Genomic DNA, 17,298 nt, shown 5'->3' with positions numbered 1-17,298 from the left:
CCTCTTCAAATGCGCCTGCAGATAAGATTTTAGCTATTCTAGCATTTAAAAGCTCATCTACTTTGAGTTTTTCGAGCTTATCTAATTCGGTTATAAAATAGCTTGCAAGTGCTTTTACAGCAGTTTCTTTATCTCTGTGAGCGCCATTTATCGGCTCTTCTATGACGTCATCTATCAAATTTAAGCTTTTTAGATCGTCAGCGGTTATTTTTAGCGCCTTCGTAGCCTGCTCTTGTTTTGACGGATCGTTCCAAAGTATAGCCGCGCAACCCTCTGGCGAGATAACTGAAAAAACAGAGTTTCGCATCATGGCTAGCTTGTCGGCTACGCCTATAGCCAGTGCTCCGCCGCTTCCGCCCTCGCCTATAACGACGGCTATCATAGGAGTTTTTAAATTTGCAAATTCAAATAAATTTCTAGCGATTGCCTCGCTTTGACCGCGCTCCTCAGCCGCAACGCCCGGATACGCGCCCGGAGTATCGATCAAAAACAGTATAGGAAGTCCAAATTTCTCAGCCATCTTAGCTATTCGCAGTGCCTTGCGGTAACCCTCTGGATGAGGCATACCAAAATTTCTTTTTAGTTTATTTTTAGTTCCTCTGCCCTTTTGCTCGCCTATCACGACGACTTTTTTAGAGCCTATATAGCCGATAAAACAAACTATCGCCCCATCATCGCGATACGCTCTATCGCCGTGAAGCTCATAATAATCCCTCATCATGCCTTTGATGTAGTCGATAGCGTAAGGACGATCCGGATGACGAGCCAAAGCAAGGCGTTGAAATTCGTTGAGATTTTTATAAATCTTAGCGGTCTCTTTTTCTAAATTTTTATTTAGAATTTCTACCGCATGTTCATCGCCGCGAATTTTCGCATTTGCGATGTCATCATCTATTTGCTTGATACCTTGTTCAAAGTCTAGATAACTTGCCATTATATCTTCTTAAATATAATAGAGCCATTCGTGCCGCCAAATCCAAAAGAGTTGCTCATAACGGCATTTAGCTCAGCTTTTCTAGCCACGTTTGGCACGTAGTCTAGATCGCATTCCTCATCTCTTGTTGTATAGTTTATCGTAGGCGGTATAAGCCCTTCTTGCATAGCCATTATAGACACGACTGCTTCTATCGCGCCAGCCGCACCTAGGCAGTGTCCTGTTTGCCCCTTAGTAGAGCTAACCGGAGGTACATTGCCACCAAAAAGAGCTTTTAAGGCTGCAGTTTCGTTTTTATCATTGGTCGGTGTCGAGGTGCCGTGTGCATTAATGTAATCGATCTGCAAATTTCCAGCCATTTTTAAGGCCTTTTTCATCGCAGAAAGCGGTCCTTCAAGCGAAGGCGAAGTTATATGATACGCGTCGCCGCTCTCGCCGAATCCTACTATCTCGGCATAAATTTTAGCCCCTCTAGCCTTAGCGCTTTCATACTCTTCGAGCACGAGTGCACCGCTACCTTCGCCCATGACAAAGCCGTCTCTGTCTTTATCAAAAGGTCTTGATGCCGTTTGCGGATCATCGTTTCTTGTAGAAAGCGCCTTCATAGCCGCAAATCCGCCGATGCCTACGCCGCAAACCGTAGACTCGGAGCCTACGACTAGCATTTTTTGCGCTTCACCGACCATGATAGTTTTAGCCGCTTCGATGATGGCGTGAGCAGACGCAGCACATGCAGTTACGCTAGAGATATTGGGTCCTTTTAGACCGTGCTCTATCGAAACTATGCCGCCCAGCATATTTACTAGCGCAGAAGGTATAAAAAACGGAGAAATTCGCCTTGAGCCTTTTTCAAGTAAGATATTGGAATTTTTTTCGATATTAGGCAAACCGCCTATGCCGGCAGCAGAGCTAACGCCGAAATTTTCAGCGTCAAATTCGCCGAAATTCGCATCAGCCATAGCCTCTTTAGCAGCTTTTAATCCAAGCTGTATAAATCTATCGACCTTTTTTACCTCCTTAGCGTCCATCACGCTAAGCGGGTCAAAGTCCGTTATCTCGGCAGCAATCTGAACTGGAAAATCGCTCGCGTCAAAAGATGTTATCTTTTTTACGCCGGTTTTACCTTCGCAGATAGCCTTAAATGAACTATCTTTGTCGAGCCCTAAAGCATTGATCATCCCAATCCCGGTTACTACGACTCTTTTCAAGATCTCTCCTTACAAAAACTTATTTATTTAGGTTCTCGATATAGGTTACGACGTCGTTTATAGTGATCAGCTTCTCAGCGTCGCTATCAGGTATCTCTACCTCAAATTTTTCCTCAAGAGCCATAACTAGCTCGACTACGTCAAGCGAGTCCGCGCCTAGATCTTCGATAATCTTAGACTCACGCTTTACCGCATCCTTATTCACGCTTAGTTGCTCGACTACTACGTCTCTTACGTCCTCAAATATTGCCATTTTCTTCTCCTAAAAATAAAAATTTCGTGATTTTAATATATTTTAGCTTAAACTTTCGCAAAAACGTAAAATTTACGCGCTTACATATATAGTCCGCCGTTGATCTTTAGCGTCTCGCCAGTGACGTAGCTAGCGTGATCGCTTAGTAAAAACGCCACGGCTTCGGCCACTTCGCTAGCGCTTCCGAATCGCTTTAGCGGGATGTTATCGCTGTAGATTTTTTTGATCTCGTCGCCCAGCTCGCTCGTCATATCCGTCTCGATAAAGCCCGGCGTTACGCAGTTAAAGCGGATATTTCTCGCCGCGCCTTCTTTGGCGAAGCTTTTGTTCATCGCGATCATTCCGCCCTTGCTAGCAGCGTAGTTGGCTTGCCCCGCATTGCCCATCTCGCCTACGATAGAGGCTACGTTTACGACAGCGCCGAAGCGTTTTTTGCTCATTACTTTTAGCGCCTCGCGGCATCCGATAAAGGCCGAGGTTAAATTTGCGTTTATCACGCCGGTAAAATCCTCCGTCTTCATACGAAGCGCGAGTTTGTCGTTCGTGATACCGGCGTTATTTACGAGGTAACTTAGCTCGCCGTCGGCGTCCGCGATCAAATTTATCGCTTTTATAAACTCATCCTCATCCGTCGCGTCAAATTTAACCACCGCAGCCTGTCCGCCGTTTGCTACGATCTCAGCTTGCAGGGCATCGGCTATTTCGGGTTTTGAGCGATAGTTTATCCAGACTTTTAGTCCCATTTGCGCTAGTGTTTTGGCTATCTGTGCGCCGATACCGCGGCTTGCGCCGGTGATTAGCACGTTTTTTCCGCTAAATTTCATTTTTTCTCCTTGATTTCAAATTTTACTCGCATTTTATCAGACGAAAGCTAAAAAGCCTTTTACCTAAAATTTATATAGTATTAAAACAGTGCCTCGTCCATCTCGGCCGGTTTTTCGATGCCCATCAGCGCCAAAATGCTCGCGGCGATATTATTTAGACCGCCCGCTTTTACCGCCTTTACGTCCTCGCCCATCACGAAGCAAAATACGTCAAAAGTCGTGTGATTGGTTAGCAAATTACCCTGCGCGTCCTTCATCTGCTCGCAGTTGCCGTGGTCGCTCGTGATGATTAGCGCGTGGTTTTTCTCTTTTGCCTTTGCCACGATGCGCCCTAGCGCCGCATCCACGGCCTCGACCGCCTTCACCGCCGCGTCAAATTCGCCCGTGTGTCCGACCATATCGCCGTTTGCGAAATTTACCACGATAAAGTCTTGTCCGTCCTCCATACCTTTTAGCACCGCTTCGCACACCGCCTGCGCGCTCATTTCGGGCTTTTCGTTGTAGGTTTTTACTTTTGGGCTTGGCACCAGCACGCGCGTCTCGTTTTGGGCGAGCTCCTCGACGCCGCCGTTAAAGAAAAACGTTACGTGAGCGTATTTTTCGGTCTCGGCGGTGTGCAGCTGTGTTAGGCCCGCGTTTGCGACGACCTCGGCAAGGGTATTTTTTAGCTTTTCGTTTTCAAATAATACGGGAAAGGCGAAATTTGCGTCGTATTCGGTCATCGTGAGTAGATTTTTGACGACGAGCGGACGCGCGAATTCGCTAAAATTTTCATCGCCCAAAGCCGCCGCTATCTCGCGCACGCGGTCGTTTCTAAAGTTTATAAATATCACGCCGTCGTCTTCTCCGATACCCTCAAACCCGCCAAAGCTAGCCGGCACGATAAACTCGTCCGTCACGCCCGCCTCGTAGCTTTGCATGACGTATTCTAGCGGCGATACAGTTTGCCCGTTTTCCCCGCGGGTCATCGCGTCGTAGGCCGTTTTTACGCGCTCCCAGCGCTTGTCGCGGTCCATCGCGTAAAATCTACCGCTAACGCTAGCTAGCTTAAAGCCCCCGCTTTGCGCCTTTTCTTGCAGCGATTTTATGAATGCAAGCCCGCTTTTGGGCCCCACATCGCGACCGTCGGTTATCGCGTGGGCGCATACTTCGCAACCGTTTGCGACCGCAAGGGAACACATCGCATCAAAGTGGCTCATGTGCGAGTGCACGCCGCCGTCTGAGTAAAGCCCGACGACGTGGACGCGTTTGCAAGTTTTAAACAAATTTAAAAGCTTTTCGCTTTTGGCTAGCGAGCCGTTTTCAAAACCGAGCGAAATTTTTACCAAATTTTGATACAAAACCCGCCCGCTGCCGATGCACATGTGCCCGACCTCGCTGTTTCCCATCTGTCCGTCGGGCAAACCGACTGCTAGGCCCGAGGTTTTTATGAGCGCGTTTGGGACGTTTTTAAACAGCCAGTCGTATGTGGGCTTTTTTGCCGCCGCAAATGCGTTAAATTCGTTACTTTCATTGTATCCGATGCCGTCTGTGATCACCAAAATAGTTTTTTGCGCCATTTTTAAATTTTTGCCTTAAATTTAGATATTTTTTAACGGCATTATACTAAAATTAGCCTTTTTTAAAATAAAGGCTTTTATGTTTTACTATATTTATGAACTGTTAAATTTTAATATCTTTCAATACATCACCGTTCGCGCGGGCTTTTCGTTTTTCATCGCATTTTGCTTGACCGTTTGGGCGCTGCCTAAATTTATCGCGTGGGCGAAGGCCAAAAACGCCGCCCAGCCCATCTACGAGCTAGCTCCGCAAACGCACCAAAAAAAGGCCAAAACTCCGACAATGGGCGGGCTGGTTTTTATCGGAGCGGCACTTGCGGCGAGCGTGATCTGCGCGAGACTAGATAACGTTTTTGTCTTCGCCTCGCTTATCTGTCTTGCGGGCTTTACGGCGCTTGGGTTTAAAGACGACTATCGCAAAATATCAGGCGGCAAAAATCACGATGGACTAAGCCCTAGAGCCAAGCTTGTGGCGCAAATTTTGATCGCCTTTGCAGTTTCTTCGATGCTGTATTTACACGGCGAGCTGGGCAGTAAATTTTATCTACCGTTTTACAAATTTGCGGTGCTTGATTTAGGCGTTTTTGCGGTGGCCTTTTGGACGCTCGTCATCGTCGCAGCCTCAAATGCGGTAAATTTAACCGACGGCCTAGACGGCCTAGCTACGGTGCCTGCGGTGTTTTCGCTACTGACGCTGGGCGTGTTCGCCTACATCTGCGGGCATGCAGTCTTTAGCTCGTATCTGCTTTTACCAAAGATCGCGGGCGTGGGCGAGACGGTCGTAGTGGCCGCCGCTCTAATCGGCTCGCTGATGGGATTTTTGTGGTTTAACTGCCATCCGGCCGAGGTTTTCATGGGCGATAGCGGAAGCCTAAGCGTGGGCGCATATATCGGGCTTATGGGCGTGATGACGAAAAACGAAATCCTGCTCATCATCATCGGCTTCGTGTTCGTGATGGAGACCTTGAGCGTGATTTTACAGGTCGGAAGCTTTAAAATTTTTAAAAAGAGAATTTTTCTCATGGCGCCTATACACCATCATTTTGAAATAAAAGGCTGGGTAGAAAACAAGATCATAGTGAGATTTTGGCTGATCGCCGTTTTGGCAAATTTGATCGCCATGACCGCGTTAAAAATCAGATAAATTTAATAAGGAAAAATTGATGAGAGCGCAGATAGAGCCGGATTACGAGACGGCTAGAAAAAGATACGACGGGATTTTAGAGAAAATTTTAGCCTATACGGACTACTGCGACGAACACGGCGACGAGAGCGGCGAGAAATACCGCGAGCTAGAAAACGAGCTGCACGCAATCACTGGCAAAGATATGAGTAAATTTGACCTATGGGAGTGGTGGGAGGCCGACGGGGCTGAAAATTTAGCCTTTGATATCGCGCTTCCGGAGCCTCGCCTCGTGCCAGACATCACAAAGGACGAGCTGCGCGAGATCATAGAGCGCATGACGAGTTTCGAGCCGCAAGAGAGCGAAGACGAGTTTTTGGACGAGTTTTACGATCGTCCGAATTTCGCTTGCGAAGGCGGATATTTTACCGAGTTTTTAAAGCTAAATTTTAAAGATACTTATGATTTTAAACTTTTTACCAGACACAAACGAAACGGCGTGATGACCGAGCTGAACGCAGAGGAAATAACGCAAATTTTATGGGGCAAAAGGGCGTAAAAAGGAGCAAAAATGAGAAAATCGCTATTTGGTTACGGCGGTACGACGCGAGCGATCGCGAAAAACTTCGGCAAAGAGGGCGGCTGGGACATCTACGACGATAAATTTAGTGAGATCTCAAGCGACGAATGGGGCAACACGCTACTGCCGCCAAACCTTTTCGTGCCCGAAAAAAGTGGCCTCGAGATCCCAAGCCCCGGTTTCCCGCCGACCCTTTTCGTACCAGAAAAAAGTGGCTTAGAGATCCCTAGCCCCGGCTTTCCGCCCGGTCACGAGATAGTTAAAAAGGCGCAAAATCTAATCAGCGAATACGACTATTTTTATAAAATTTACGGCGCCAAAATGCCCTTTACCGTCTGGATCAGCGGCACGAACGGCAAAACTACGACGACGAAGATGACGCAGCACCTGCTAGCATGCCATGGCTCCGTCATGGGCGGCAACGTCGGAGTTCCGCTCGCAGACCTAGATCCAACCGCCAAAATTTGGATACTCGAGACCAGTTCCTTTACGATGCACTACACGAACTTCGCGACGCCTGGCATCTACGCGCTTTTACCTATCACGCCAGATCACCTCAGCTGGCACGGCGACTTTGTCCAGTATGAGCGCGCCAAGCTAAAGCCGCTAGCGACGATGAGCGAAAGCGCGGTCGCAATCCTGCCTAAAATTTACGCCAATACGCCTACTAAAGCAAAGGTGATAAGCTACGAAAACGAGGCGGATTTGGCCGAGTTTTGCGGCGTAAATTTAGGCGATATCGCCTTTAAAACGCCATTTTTAACGGACGCGCTTTTAGCTCTTACTATCCAGAAAATTTTGCTCGATAGATGCGACGTACGGCTACTAAACGACTTTGTCATCGAAGGCAATAAGCTCGAGGAGTTTCACGATGCGCGCGGCAGGACGTGGGTTAATGACACGAAAGCGACCAACATCGACGCGAGCATCCAAGCCGTCAAGCGATATGAGGGCAAATTTTTGCATTTGATTTTAGGTGGCGACGATAAAGGCGTGGATATGCGGCCGCTTTTTGAAGCTTTGCGCGGCGCTAAGGCGCAAATTTACGCTATCGGCTCAAATACGGATAAACTAATGAAGCTTGCCGGCGAGTTTAAAATCCCTGCCGTAAAATGCGAGTTTTTAAACACCGCCGTCGGCGAGATAGATAAAAATTTCAAATTTGACGGAGCCGCTAAGACTAGCGCAAATAGTGAAAATTTGGACGAGATAGCGCTTTTAAGCCCTGCTGCGGCAAGCCTAGATCAGTTTAGCAGCTACGTAGAGCGCGGTGATGAATTTAAAAAGGCGATTTTAAATTTACAAATTTGACGCAACGTACGCACCGCAAATGCCATCAAATTTGAGCAAATGGTCTTGAAATATTTTTTTTACTTTAAAAACGCCAAATTTTATATATTTAACCAAAATTTAAGTATCAAGTGGCTAAAATCACATTTCTTTTCAACAGCGTGGTTGGATAGCTCAGTCGGTAGAGCAGCAGACTGAAAATCTGCGTGTCGGCAGTTCGATTCTGCCTCTAACCACCATTCTATTATTTAATCCCTTATAATACAGATAGTGTTAATAAAATTTCAAGATATGTTACTTTATAGACTATACTTAACTATCTCTTGGTATATATAATATTGCAGCGCATTGAATTTAAACATTCCTGTGTATCTTTTGCATTTTGGGATATGCTAAATTTATTTAGTAAACAACCCAAATTTATAAACAAGTAAATTTTACATCCGTTTTATGTCTAAAACGCAAAATAAGACAATTTTTACATATTACAAATACTGATAATGCTAAATATTGACCAAGTCATAAATACATGGAAGCCTATTTGACAATATCTACCGAATTTATAAATTATCCGAAAATTTTATTCAAATTTGACGCCGCCAAGGGCCAGGCTTGATATCTAACTCCTAGCTCCTGGAGCGAGCCAATCAAAACCCGTGCGCTTTTTTTAGCTCCGGATCGATCGATTTTTTCGCGCAGTCCTTGGTCACGCTCACGTAGGTCGCTATCGCGGATGTCACGTGTATGCACTCGCGAAAGCCCGCCGCATTTAGCCGCTGCGCCGTGACTTCGATCTTAGTTTTGATCGAAGTGTTTCCCACGTCCGTTATCTTGGCGTAGCAACTCACGACGTCGCCGACGAAAACGGGTTGTTTAAATATAATCTCTTGCATCGAGATCGTCACAACACGCTCCGGAGCCACTTCTCGCGCGGCCTGAGCGCCCGCAAGGTCGATCTGGCTTAGTATCCAGCCGCCAAATATATTTCCAGCCGAGTTTGTGTCTTTTGGCAGGGCGACTTGCTTCATGCGAGGTTCGCCCATGCCTTCTAATGTTTTTTCCATTTTTATCCTTTCTATTTTTATTTAATTTTGCAAATTTAGCGACAATCCGCCGCATTTGGCTTATTTTGCGTCAAGCCGGGGTTAAATTTGACGCGTAAAACCCGCGTCTTTATAGCGCAAATTTAGCGTCAAAAAGGTGCGGGTCTCGGCCGCTCAAAAAGGCAAATTTACAGCCCAATCAGCCGCGAGCTAATGTCAAATTTGATGCCGCAAACGCGCTTTATTTCTCTCCCGCTTGCCATTTTTCCCATTCGCCGCTCTCATCAAGCTCGTTTCCGATAGCCTTGTAGCGGGCGTAGTAGTGCTCTACAAATGCCCTTGCCTGCGCGTGTTTAGGCAGATAGCTTTTGCCATCTTTCTCGCAAAATTTCGCCAAAAACTCGCCCGCAGGAGCGCGCCTTGCGTAGTGAAGCGCCAAATTTTTGTAGTTTGCAAGGCAGATTTCTTTAAATTTAGCGTAGTGCTCGCGGTCAAATTTGACAACCAAAGCGCCGCCCGCAAAGCTAAGCGCGCCCGAGTCAAACAGCAAACTCAGATGTATGAGCCCCTCGCAGTAGTACGCGCGCACCTCATCGACCTCGCGCCACGCGATGAGTCCGACTGCGCGGGCGATCAGCTCGTGAAATACGCTCATCTCATAGCTCGCCTCGCCGCCGATAAAGAAATTTACCAGCCCGCCCGTAGTCGCCTTGTACTCCTCGATAAATTTAAACTCGCCGTCCGCGTTCATCGTCTTTTCCGTGTCGGTGCCGACGAAAAGTATATGTCCAAACTCGTGGCCGATCGTGGAGATTTCGTAGGTTTTCTTCCAAATTTGCGGCTTTTTAAACAAAATTTCGCGCCCGTAGTCCAAAAACTCGCGCGAAAAAATCTCCCCGCTAAGCTTCATAAACGGCCGCGCCTTGGCGCTCTCGTAAACGTGCTCGACGAAGGCGAATATCTTTTTGCCCCGCTCCTTGCTCACGGTCTCGTCGTTTGGCACGACCTGAGCCGAAAATAGCCCGTTTAGCTCGGCGCCGTAGTAGATCATCGGCACGCTGATGTACGTTTGCGTTCTAGCGACGTTTTGCGTAACTTGGCGCGCGAGCTGGGCGTCCTCTATCCCGCACTCGCGGCAAATTTGCTCGTAGGCGCGGATGACGCTGGCTTTAAACTTCTCCTCGTCAAAGTCGCTGGCACCCGCTAGCCTCACGTCCCACTCGAGCGCGACGGCGTGCGTGTAGGCGTCCTCGTAGTACTCGAGCGGATGGCCGGGCTGTAGCGGGCCTTTTACCTCCATCCACGCGCGCTCGGCGTCCTGCCACGCCGGGATCGTGCGGTCATTTTCTTGCTCGCAAAACGCTGCCTTTAGCTTTTCAAAATACTTTACGTAGGCTTCGTGCTCATCGTTTGCGGCTAGCGTTTTTAGATTTTTGATTAGCGCGTCCAGGGTGTCCGCTACGCGTTTTACTTCTTTTTCAAAAGCCACGGCATACGGCACGAAGGCGTATTTGTCACCGTTTTTCATAACTGCGCCGTAGCTTCGCTCACCCTTTTGCTCGCCGTCTTTTTGATAGAGGCGGTTTTCGTCGATAAATTTGATCGCTTCGGCCATGCTTGCAAATTTAGCTTCAAATTCTTTATTCGTCGTTTGCAGGATTTGTTTGTCCCACGCGCTTTGCCACGCATTCATTGCTAGTCCCGCGTCGTGCATGCCGCTAAGTAGCGCTAGGTAAAAATCGTCTATTATTTTCTCCTCTTTTACTCGCGCCAAAAGCTTTTCAAAACGCGCCTCGTAAAATTCGCGCACAAGCTCAAAAGCTTCGTCTTTTATGCGCCCTATCGCGGCTTCCTCGCGTCCTTGTTTTTTTAGCTCGTTTTCTAGTGGCTCAACCTTTAGATCGACTATGCGGCGCAAAACCGCGACTTTTTCACTCTTTTCACCCTTAAAGCCGGCGATTTTTAGCATATTTTGCACGACCTCGCTTGGGTTATCCAGCTGCCGATACATCGCGTTTAGCTCATCTTTGCCTGCGGATACTAGCTCGTTTAATCTTTTAAAATCGTTCACGTTTATCCTTTTAACAATTTGGCGTATTTTAGCTTAAATTTGATGCATATTTTGTTAAAAATGAATATCAAGCTCGTGAAAAGCACAAAATCAAAAATTTATCGTAAAATTTACAGATACTAGTAATAGTTAATATTTTAAATCCAACAAATAACCATAATCATAAATTTCGTCTCTATATTTACCAATACAAAGCTTTATATACAAATAAAACTTGATTAAGTATTGAAGCATATTTTTAAGTTGCATTAATACAATAACCAATTCTAGTCTTAATAAAATGTCCTATATATCTTTATATGTAACTAAAATGATACGCTGTAAATTACGATATAACGGCGATTTTTATTTTATGTGCCGATATAAAATATAAATAAAATCTTAAATTTATAAACTGATTTATATGATTAAGAGAATTTATTATCTTTTAAGGACAAATATGCAAATATTTCATATTTAATAAATGTGCAAATTTTGCACATCGGAAAAGGAGAAAAAATGGCAAAGACCGGCAAAGTCATATGCCCGTACTGCGGCACGGGCTGTCAGGTCGAGCTTCGCGTCGAAAACAACGTGATAAGAAGCGCGCTAGGAGTGCAGGATAACCCCGTAAATCAGGGAAATCTGTGCTTAAAGGGCTTTTACGGCTGGGACTACGTGGGGGCGCCCGACAGACTAACAAAACCGCTAATTCGTAAAAAAGACGGCGTATTTAGCAAGGATGGAGATTTTGAGGAGGCTAGCTGGGATGAAGCGCTCGATCTAGTCGTCTCAAAGATGAAAGAAGTAAAGGAAAAATACGGTCCCGACGCGCTAGTAGGCAACTACTCGGCTCGCTGTACGTTAGAGGACAACTACGTCGCGCAAAAGGTAATGCGCGCCGTAATCGGCACGAACAACGTCGACCACTGCGCTAGAATTTGACACGCTCCGACTGTGGCAGGTCTTGCCAAAACAATCGGTAACGGAGCGGCGACAAACAGCTTCACGGAGATCGGACCTTATAGTAATTGCATCTTGATGATCGGCTCAAACCCCGAAAACGGCCACCCGATCGCGGCTATGCACATACAGCGCGCGCTAAACCGCGGCGCTAAGCTCATCGTGGTAGATCCGATAAAGACGGAATTTGCCAGCCGAGCGGACGTGCATTTGCAGCTAGCGCCCGAGCATAACATCGCGGTTATAAACTCGCTGATTTACGTTATTTTCGAGGAAAATTTGGTTAATTGGGACTTCGTAAACGAATGCACCAAGGGCGTGGAATACGTACGCGAAGCGGTCAAAGACTATTCGCCTGAAGCCATCGCTAGCTACACCAATCTAAATCCCGAGGACGTGAGAAAAGCGGCCCGCATGTACGCGACTATCCGTCCGGCCGTCATCACGCACGGTATGGGCGTTACGCACTTTAACCACGGCGTAGGCGCGGTTTGCGATATCTCAAATTTATTCCTTTTAACCGGAAATATCTGCGAGCTAGGAAGCGGCGACCTACCGATACGCGGACAAGAAAACGTCCAAGGCTGCTGCGATATGGGCGTGTTGCCAAATATTTTCCCAAATTTGGGCTCGGTAACCGATCCGAAACAGCGCGAGTGGTTTGAGCAGGTTTGGCATCTAGAGCCAGGCTCCTTAAACGGTAAAATCGGCATCCACAAAACCGAAGTACCAAATGCCATCCTTGACGGTAGAGTGCACTTTTTCTGGACGATGGGCGAAAACCCGGTCGTAACCGACCCAAATACCAACCACTTCCTAAAAGCGATCTCAAAGGTCGATATGTATGTGGTTCAGGATATATTCTTAACCGAAACGTCGCGTAAAGCTGACGTCGTGCTACCTGGCGTGGCAAGTAGCGAAAAAGAGGGCCTCTACGCTAACGCCGAGCGCCGCGTCCAGCACAACGAGCACGTCATCACGCCTCCTGGAGAAGCTAGACAAGACTGGTGGATCATCTGCGAGATCGCGCGAAGGCTCGGAGCGACGGAGGGATTTAACTTTAACTCTCCTGAAGAAATTTGGGAAGAGGTGCGCAAGTGCGATCCTAGAAGATACGGCGGCATGAGCTACTACCGCATCAAAAAGTACCACGGCTTGCACTGGCCGTGCCCTGACGAAAACAACATGGGCGGACAGAGCTTGTATCTGGATAAAAAATTCTTTACGCCCGACGGCAAAGGTAAATTTATCCCTTGCTTACACGTAAAGAGCGTCGCAGATATCGAGTCTGCAAAAGCTGAGTTTGCTAAACGCGTAAATTTACCGCCTGAGTACGAAGTGATGGCCGGTAGCGTGGACGAGCCGACCGACGCCGAGTATCCGATACAGCTACTAACTACGCGTAAAGTCTATCAGTACGCCGGCGGCGTCATGACTAGACGATCAAAAGCTATCGAAGAGGGCGGCGACAGTATCGGACCGATCGCGGAGATGAACCCTGCGCTGGCCGAACGCTACGGTATCAAGCAAGGAGACTTCATCAAAGCGTGGAGTAGATACGGTTATATCGTCATCAAAGCAGACGTCACGGACATCGTCCCGGACGGCGTCATCCAGATGACCTACCACTACTGGGAGAGCTGCTGCAACGAGCTAACGAGCAACGGCTGGGACTTCATCAGTAAGACTCCGACCTTTAAGGCCGCCATCCAAATCCAAAGGATCGAGGAGGATGAATTTTTGCGTATTCGCGAGCTAAAACGCATCAAATTCCAAACCAACAAGGTCATATACGACGACTATCACCACGAGTGATTTTTAGCCCCGTTCGCAAACCGCGGGCGGGGCTACTTAAATTTAGCTTTTAAATTCGCTTCTTGATTAAATTTTAAAAAATATATCTTATTTTAATATGCTTTTTTGTAATATTCCACAAATTTTAATATGCAATTTTGCAATATTATAAATTTACATTTCACAAGGAGCAAAAGATGAAAAAAATTCTCACGACGTTGCTTTTAAGCGCTATCGTCGCGTTAGGAGCCGAGGTCAAAACCATCACCGATATGACGGGCAACGAGGTCAAAATCCCGGCCAAAACGCAAAAGATAGCCGCACTCTGGCACGCAAACAACCAAGTTATCTTGGTGCTAGGCGGCGCGGATAAGATCGTAACTACGACCGATCTCATCAAGAAAAATAAGTGGTTTGCCGCGATTTACCCTCGCATCGCAGAGGTGCCTGCTGCTCTAAACGGCAACGATATCCAGATCGAGGAGCTCGTTAAACTAGCGCCGGACGTAGTCGTCGTATCAAATAAAAATTTCCAAGAAAACCTTACTAAAAACGGTTTTAGCGCGGCGAATTTGATATTTCGCGACTACGACGATATGAAAAAAAGCGTGCTGCTAACGGCCCAGATCATCGGCGGCGACGCGGCTAGCAAAGCAAAAGAACTAAACGAAAATCTAGAGGCTAACATCGCGCTAGTGACCGAGCGCACGAGCAAGCTAAAGGACGCCGCGCGCCCTAAAGTGCTACACATCGTAGGCGGCGCAAACTTGCTAAAAATCGACGGCACCAAAACTATCATCGACACGTGGGTGAAATACGCGGGCGGTAAAAACGCGGTGCAAAAAGAGGGCAGCATGATAGAAATCACGGCCGAAGAGATCGTGGCGGCAGACCCTGATATCATCATCGTCGGCGGCGCGGACAATCAAAAAGCGGTTGAGAAAATCTACGCCGATCCCGTATTTGCAGGGCTAAAAGCGGTTAAAAACAAAAAAGTCTACGGCAACCCAAAAGGCGTGTTTAGCTGGGATAGATACGGTGCGGAGTCTGCACTGCAAATTTTATGGGCGGCTACTATCGTTCAGCCGGAGCTCTTTAAAGACGTCGACGTAAAAGCCCAAACTAAGGCGTTTTATAAGAAATTTATGAACTACGACCTTAGCGACGCGGAGTTTGACTACATCCTAAAAGGGCTAAACCCGGACGGTAGCAAATAGTCAAATTTGAGCGATTTTGCCGGTAAACGGGCAAAATCAAAAGGAAGCAAAGATGAAAAAAAGGACGCTTGCATTTGGCGCGGCGGCTTGCCTGTATGCGGCGATTAGCGCGCAGGCGGCGGATCTGAAATTTGACCCGGATAAATTTGAAACTCGCTCTATAAAATCAGGCGAACAAGAGGTCAAATTTAGAGCCTACGAGGGGATAGTTTACGTAGCAAACCCCGTGGATAGCGAGTATCAAAGGCTAAATTTTTACGTCCCGGCGCAGTATTTTGATGGTGATAAAAGCGAGGCGGGCAAATTTGACGCGGCAAGCGCTCCGATCTTTTTGCCAAACTCCATAGGCGGATATATGCCGGGCAAGCCTTTTACGCCCGCCCTTGATAAAAACGGCAAGCCAAACGCGGTGCTAGCGGCGCTTGAGCGCGGTTACGTAGTCGCAGCGCCTGGTGCTAGAGGTAGGACGCTCAAGGACGCAAACGGCAAATTTAGCGGCAAAGCGCCCGCCGCCATCGTCGATCTAAAGGCCGCCGTGCGGTATCTTAAATTTAACGACACCGCGATGGCGGGCGACGCAAATAAAATCATATCAAACGGCACGAGCGCGGGCGGAGCGATGTCGGCGCTACTGGGCGTCTCGGCGGACGCGAGCGAGTTTGAGCCGTATCTAGAGGCACTCGGAGCAGCAAAGGCTAGCGACGAGATCTACGCCGTCTCCGCCTACTGCCCGGTTACGAACCTAGAAAACGCCGACGCAGCCTACGAGTGGATGTTCGGTGCGCAGACGAAATACGAGAAAATGGACTTTAGCGCGTTTGATGCGGCTGGATTTAACGACCGAAGCGGTAAGCCAAAAACCGTCTCAGGCGAGCTAACCGCAGAGCAAAAAGAGCTCTCCGCCGCGCTAAAATCAGCCTTCCCCGCCTACGTAAATTCCCTAAATTTAAAAGACGCCAAAGGCCGCGCTCTCACGCTTGAGCCTAGCGGCGAGGGAAGCTTTAAAGAGTACGTCAAAAAGACGCTCGCAGACTCTTTCGCGGCTGCAAAAAGTCGCGAGAAAAGCCTGCTAAAGCCCGAGTTTTTCACGCTTGAGACGCAAGGCTGCACGCTCGGCTATGATTTTAAATTTGAAGACTTTGTTCTATCTATGCCGCGCGCTAAGGCTACGCCCGCATTTGACGGACTAGAGCTACAAAATCCCGAAAACGACTTTTTCGGCGATGCGGACGCGGCGGCGAAGCATTTTACCGAATTTAGCTCCAAACGCGGCGGAGGTGAGATCGCAGATGCTAAAATCATAAAAATGGCAAACGCGATGAGCTATCTAGGTAATAAAAGCGCGGCTAAATTTTACCGTATAAGACACGGTGCGGCAGACTCCGACACGGCTCTAGCGATACCGCTTATCTTGGCGCTGGGGCTACAAAATGCGGGCAAAACGGTTGATTTTGCAGTGCCTTGGGGGCAAGGTCACGGCGGCGACTACGATCTGGACGAGCTTTTTAGATGGATGGACCGCGTCGTAAAGTAGCTGAAATTTGACGCGACTGAAGCTTGCGTTTAAATTTGGCGCAGCAAAAATTTGCGGAAACGTTAGATTTAAATTTGATAACGCGTAGCCAGGCTCAAATTTGACGCTAGCGACTAAGTCGTAAGAGTAAAAGCGGCGGGTAAATTTGCCCCGAATAGCTCAAATTTGGCGCTCATATCGGGTTGTTTTGATTGCGGACAAAGTCTGTTTTTACGCCGATATTTTTTGCGTAGCGCTAGCACGGGCGAAGATTTTATTTTAGGAGAAAAATGAAAAATATTAGTTTTAAATTTACACTGATTTTGCTGGCCGTGCTGACCGTAGTTTGCGGCGTAGTGGCGCTCGGCGTCGGCAGGTTTTACGTGGCTCCCGGCGACGTGCTTAGCGTGATCGGCGGCTTTTTTGGAGTGCCGACGGACGCCGCGGCAAATATCCAAAACGTCGTCGAAAACATCCGCATACCGCGCATTATCGCAGCTATCCTCGTCGGAGCCGCGCTTAGCATCAGCGGAGCGGCGTATCAGGGCGTCTTTCGCAACCAGCTAGTTAGCCCCGATCTGCTAGGCGTTTCGGCGGGCGCTTGCGTGGGAGCCGCAGTTGCGATTATGTTTGATATGCCTCTTTTTTGGGTGCAGGTGTTAGCCTTTGTTAGCGGGCTCGCGGCCGTAGGTATGACGCTATCCATACCTCGTCTGATGGGGCGCTCTAGCACGCTGATGTTGGTGCTCTCGGGTATCATCGTTAGCGGTCTGATGGCTTCTGTTATCGGCTTTTTAAAGTACGTCGCCGACCCCGAGACCAAGCTGCCCGACATCGTTTATTGGCAGCTGGGCAGCCTAGCCAAGATCGATGCGGGCAATCTCAAATTTATAGCACCCGTGATGATAGCCTGCTGTGTGGTAGCCCCCATCTGATTCATCCATTGA

13 protein-coding genes, 1 tRNA gene and 1 pseudogene are annotated in these 17,298 nt (G+C 48.0%); 8 read left to right on the top strand and 7 right to left on the bottom strand.

Annotated elements, in window-relative coordinates:
- The 5 genes from accA to gpmI all read right to left on the bottom strand — a co-directional run.
- On the bottom strand, positions 1–934 hold a 934-nt coding region (accA, locus tag Q0200_RS09080; RefSeq protein WP_297940543.1), incomplete at its 3' end, for an acetyl-CoA carboxylase carboxyl transferase subunit alpha.
- Entirely contained in the window at positions 934–2,142 is a 1,209-nt protein-coding gene (locus tag Q0200_RS09075; protein WP_297940541.1) for a beta-ketoacyl-ACP synthase II, read from the bottom strand. The genes accA and Q0200_RS09075, both read right to left, overlap by 1 nt.
- A gap of 19 nt (positions 2,143–2,161) precedes the next feature.
- Positions 2,162–2,395, bottom strand: coding sequence for an acyl carrier protein (acpP, locus tag Q0200_RS09070; protein ID WP_297940539.1), 234 nt, complete (start codon positions 2,393–2,395; stop codon positions 2,162–2,164).
- Between the two features lie 80 nt (positions 2,396–2,475).
- Positions 2,476–3,219 carry a 3-oxoacyl-ACP reductase FabG gene (gene fabG, locus Q0200_RS09065; RefSeq protein WP_297940538.1) on the bottom strand — a complete coding sequence of 248 codons (744 nt, stop codon included), beginning with the start codon at positions 3,217–3,219 and terminating at the stop codon, positions 2,476–2,478.
- A gap of 80 nt (positions 3,220–3,299) precedes the next feature.
- Positions 3,300–4,778 carry a 2,3-bisphosphoglycerate-independent phosphoglycerate mutase gene (gpmI, locus tag Q0200_RS09060; protein ID WP_297940536.1) on the bottom strand — a complete coding sequence of 493 codons (1,479 nt, stop codon included), beginning with the start codon at positions 4,776–4,778 and terminating at the stop codon, positions 3,300–3,302.
- A gap of 79 nt (positions 4,779–4,857) precedes the next feature.
- Between gpmI and mraY the strand changes: the two genes are divergently transcribed.
- From mraY to Q0200_RS09040, 4 genes are all read left to right on the top strand, one after another.
- Complete coding sequence (gene mraY / locus Q0200_RS09055; protein ID WP_297940533.1) at positions 4,858–5,922, top strand: phospho-N-acetylmuramoyl-pentapeptide-transferase; 1,065 nt, start codon at positions 4,858–4,860, stop codon at positions 5,920–5,922.
- 19 nt (positions 5,923–5,941) lie between these two features.
- Complete coding sequence (locus tag Q0200_RS09050; RefSeq protein WP_297940531.1) at positions 5,942–6,460, top strand: hypothetical protein; 519 nt, start codon at positions 5,942–5,944, stop codon at positions 6,458–6,460.
- A 12-nt stretch (positions 6,461–6,472) separates the two neighbouring features.
- Complete coding sequence (gene murD / locus Q0200_RS09045; RefSeq protein WP_297940529.1) at positions 6,473–7,792, top strand: UDP-N-acetylmuramoyl-L-alanine--D-glutamate ligase; 1,320 nt, start codon at positions 6,473–6,475, stop codon at positions 7,790–7,792.
- A gap of 142 nt (positions 7,793–7,934) precedes the next feature.
- A tRNA-Phe gene (locus Q0200_RS09040) sits at positions 7,935–8,010 on the top strand.
- Between the two features lie 408 nt (positions 8,011–8,418).
- Here Q0200_RS09040 and Q0200_RS09035 read toward each other — a convergent pair.
- Both Q0200_RS09035 and ciaB read right to left on the bottom strand, forming a co-directional pair.
- Positions 8,419–8,835: an acyl-CoA thioesterase gene (locus tag Q0200_RS09035; protein WP_297940527.1), complete on the bottom strand. Its 417-nt coding sequence runs from the start codon at positions 8,833–8,835 to the stop codon at positions 8,419–8,421.
- 220 nt (positions 8,836–9,055) lie between these two features.
- Positions 9,056–10,885 (bottom strand): invasion protein CiaB, encoded by a 1,830-nt coding sequence (ciaB, locus tag Q0200_RS09030; RefSeq protein ID WP_297940525.1) that lies wholly within the window; start codon positions 10,883–10,885, stop codon positions 9,056–9,058.
- 498 nt (positions 10,886–11,383) lie between these two features.
- Here ciaB and Q0200_RS09025 point away from each other — a divergent pair, with 498 nt between their 5' ends.
- From Q0200_RS09025 to Q0200_RS09010, 4 genes and pseudogenes are all read left to right on the top strand, one after another.
- On the top strand, positions 11,384–13,642 hold the full coding sequence (locus Q0200_RS09025; protein WP_297940523.1) for a molybdopterin-dependent oxidoreductase: 2,259 nt from the start codon (positions 11,384–11,386) through the stop codon (positions 13,640–13,642).
- A gap of 176 nt (positions 13,643–13,818) precedes the next feature.
- A complete protein-coding gene (locus tag Q0200_RS09020) occupies positions 13,819–14,838 on the top strand; it encodes an ABC transporter substrate-binding protein (protein WP_297940521.1) in 1,020 nt (339 codons plus the stop codon).
- 52 nt (positions 14,839–14,890) lie between these two features.
- The gene (locus Q0200_RS09015) at positions 14,891–16,372 is read left to right on the top strand and encodes a subtype B tannase (RefSeq protein ID WP_297940519.1); all 1,482 of its coding nucleotides are present in this window, start codon (positions 14,891–14,893) and stop codon (positions 16,370–16,372) included.
- A gap of 269 nt (positions 16,373–16,641) precedes the next feature.
- A pseudogene (locus tag Q0200_RS09010) lies at positions 16,642–17,271 on the top strand (iron chelate uptake ABC transporter family permease subunit); the annotation flags it as partial.
- Positions 17,272–17,298: the final 27 nt, after the last annotated feature.

It is taken from the genome of uncultured Campylobacter sp., assembly GCF_938045225.1.
GTDB lineage: Bacteria > Campylobacterota > Campylobacteria > Campylobacterales > Campylobacteraceae > Campylobacter_A.
This window is presented reverse-complemented; position numbering and strand designations above follow the sequence as displayed.

Excerpts from the sequence above, each read along its gene's own strand:
- acpP (WP_297940539.1), bottom strand. The coding sequence starts at position 2,395 with ATGGCAATATTTGAGGACGTAAGAGACGTAGTAGTCGAGCAACTAAGC.
- fabG (WP_297940538.1), bottom strand. The coding sequence starts at position 3,219 with ATGAAATTTAGCGGAAAAAACGTGCTAATCACCGGCGCAAGCCGCGGT.
- gpmI (WP_297940536.1), bottom strand. The coding sequence starts at position 4,778 with ATGGCGCAAAAAACTATTTTGGTGATCACAGACGGCATCGGATACAAT.
- mraY (WP_297940533.1), top strand. The coding sequence starts at position 4,858 with ATGTTTTACTATATTTATGAACTGTTAAATTTTAATATCTTTCAATAC.
- Q0200_RS09050 (WP_297940531.1), top strand. The coding sequence starts at position 5,942 with ATGAGAGCGCAGATAGAGCCGGATTACGAGACGGCTAGAAAAAGATAC.
- murD (WP_297940529.1), top strand. The coding sequence starts at position 6,473 with ATGAGAAAATCGCTATTTGGTTACGGCGGTACGACGCGAGCGATCGCG.
- Q0200_RS09035 (WP_297940527.1), bottom strand. The coding sequence starts at position 8,835 with ATGGAAAAAACATTAGAAGGCATGGGCGAACCTCGCATGAAGCAAGTC.
- Q0200_RS09020 (WP_297940521.1), top strand. The coding sequence starts at position 13,819 with ATGAAAAAAATTCTCACGACGTTGCTTTTAAGCGCTATCGTCGCGTTA.
- Q0200_RS09015 (WP_297940519.1), top strand. The coding sequence starts at position 14,891 with ATGAAAAAAAGGACGCTTGCATTTGGCGCGGCGGCTTGCCTGTATGCG.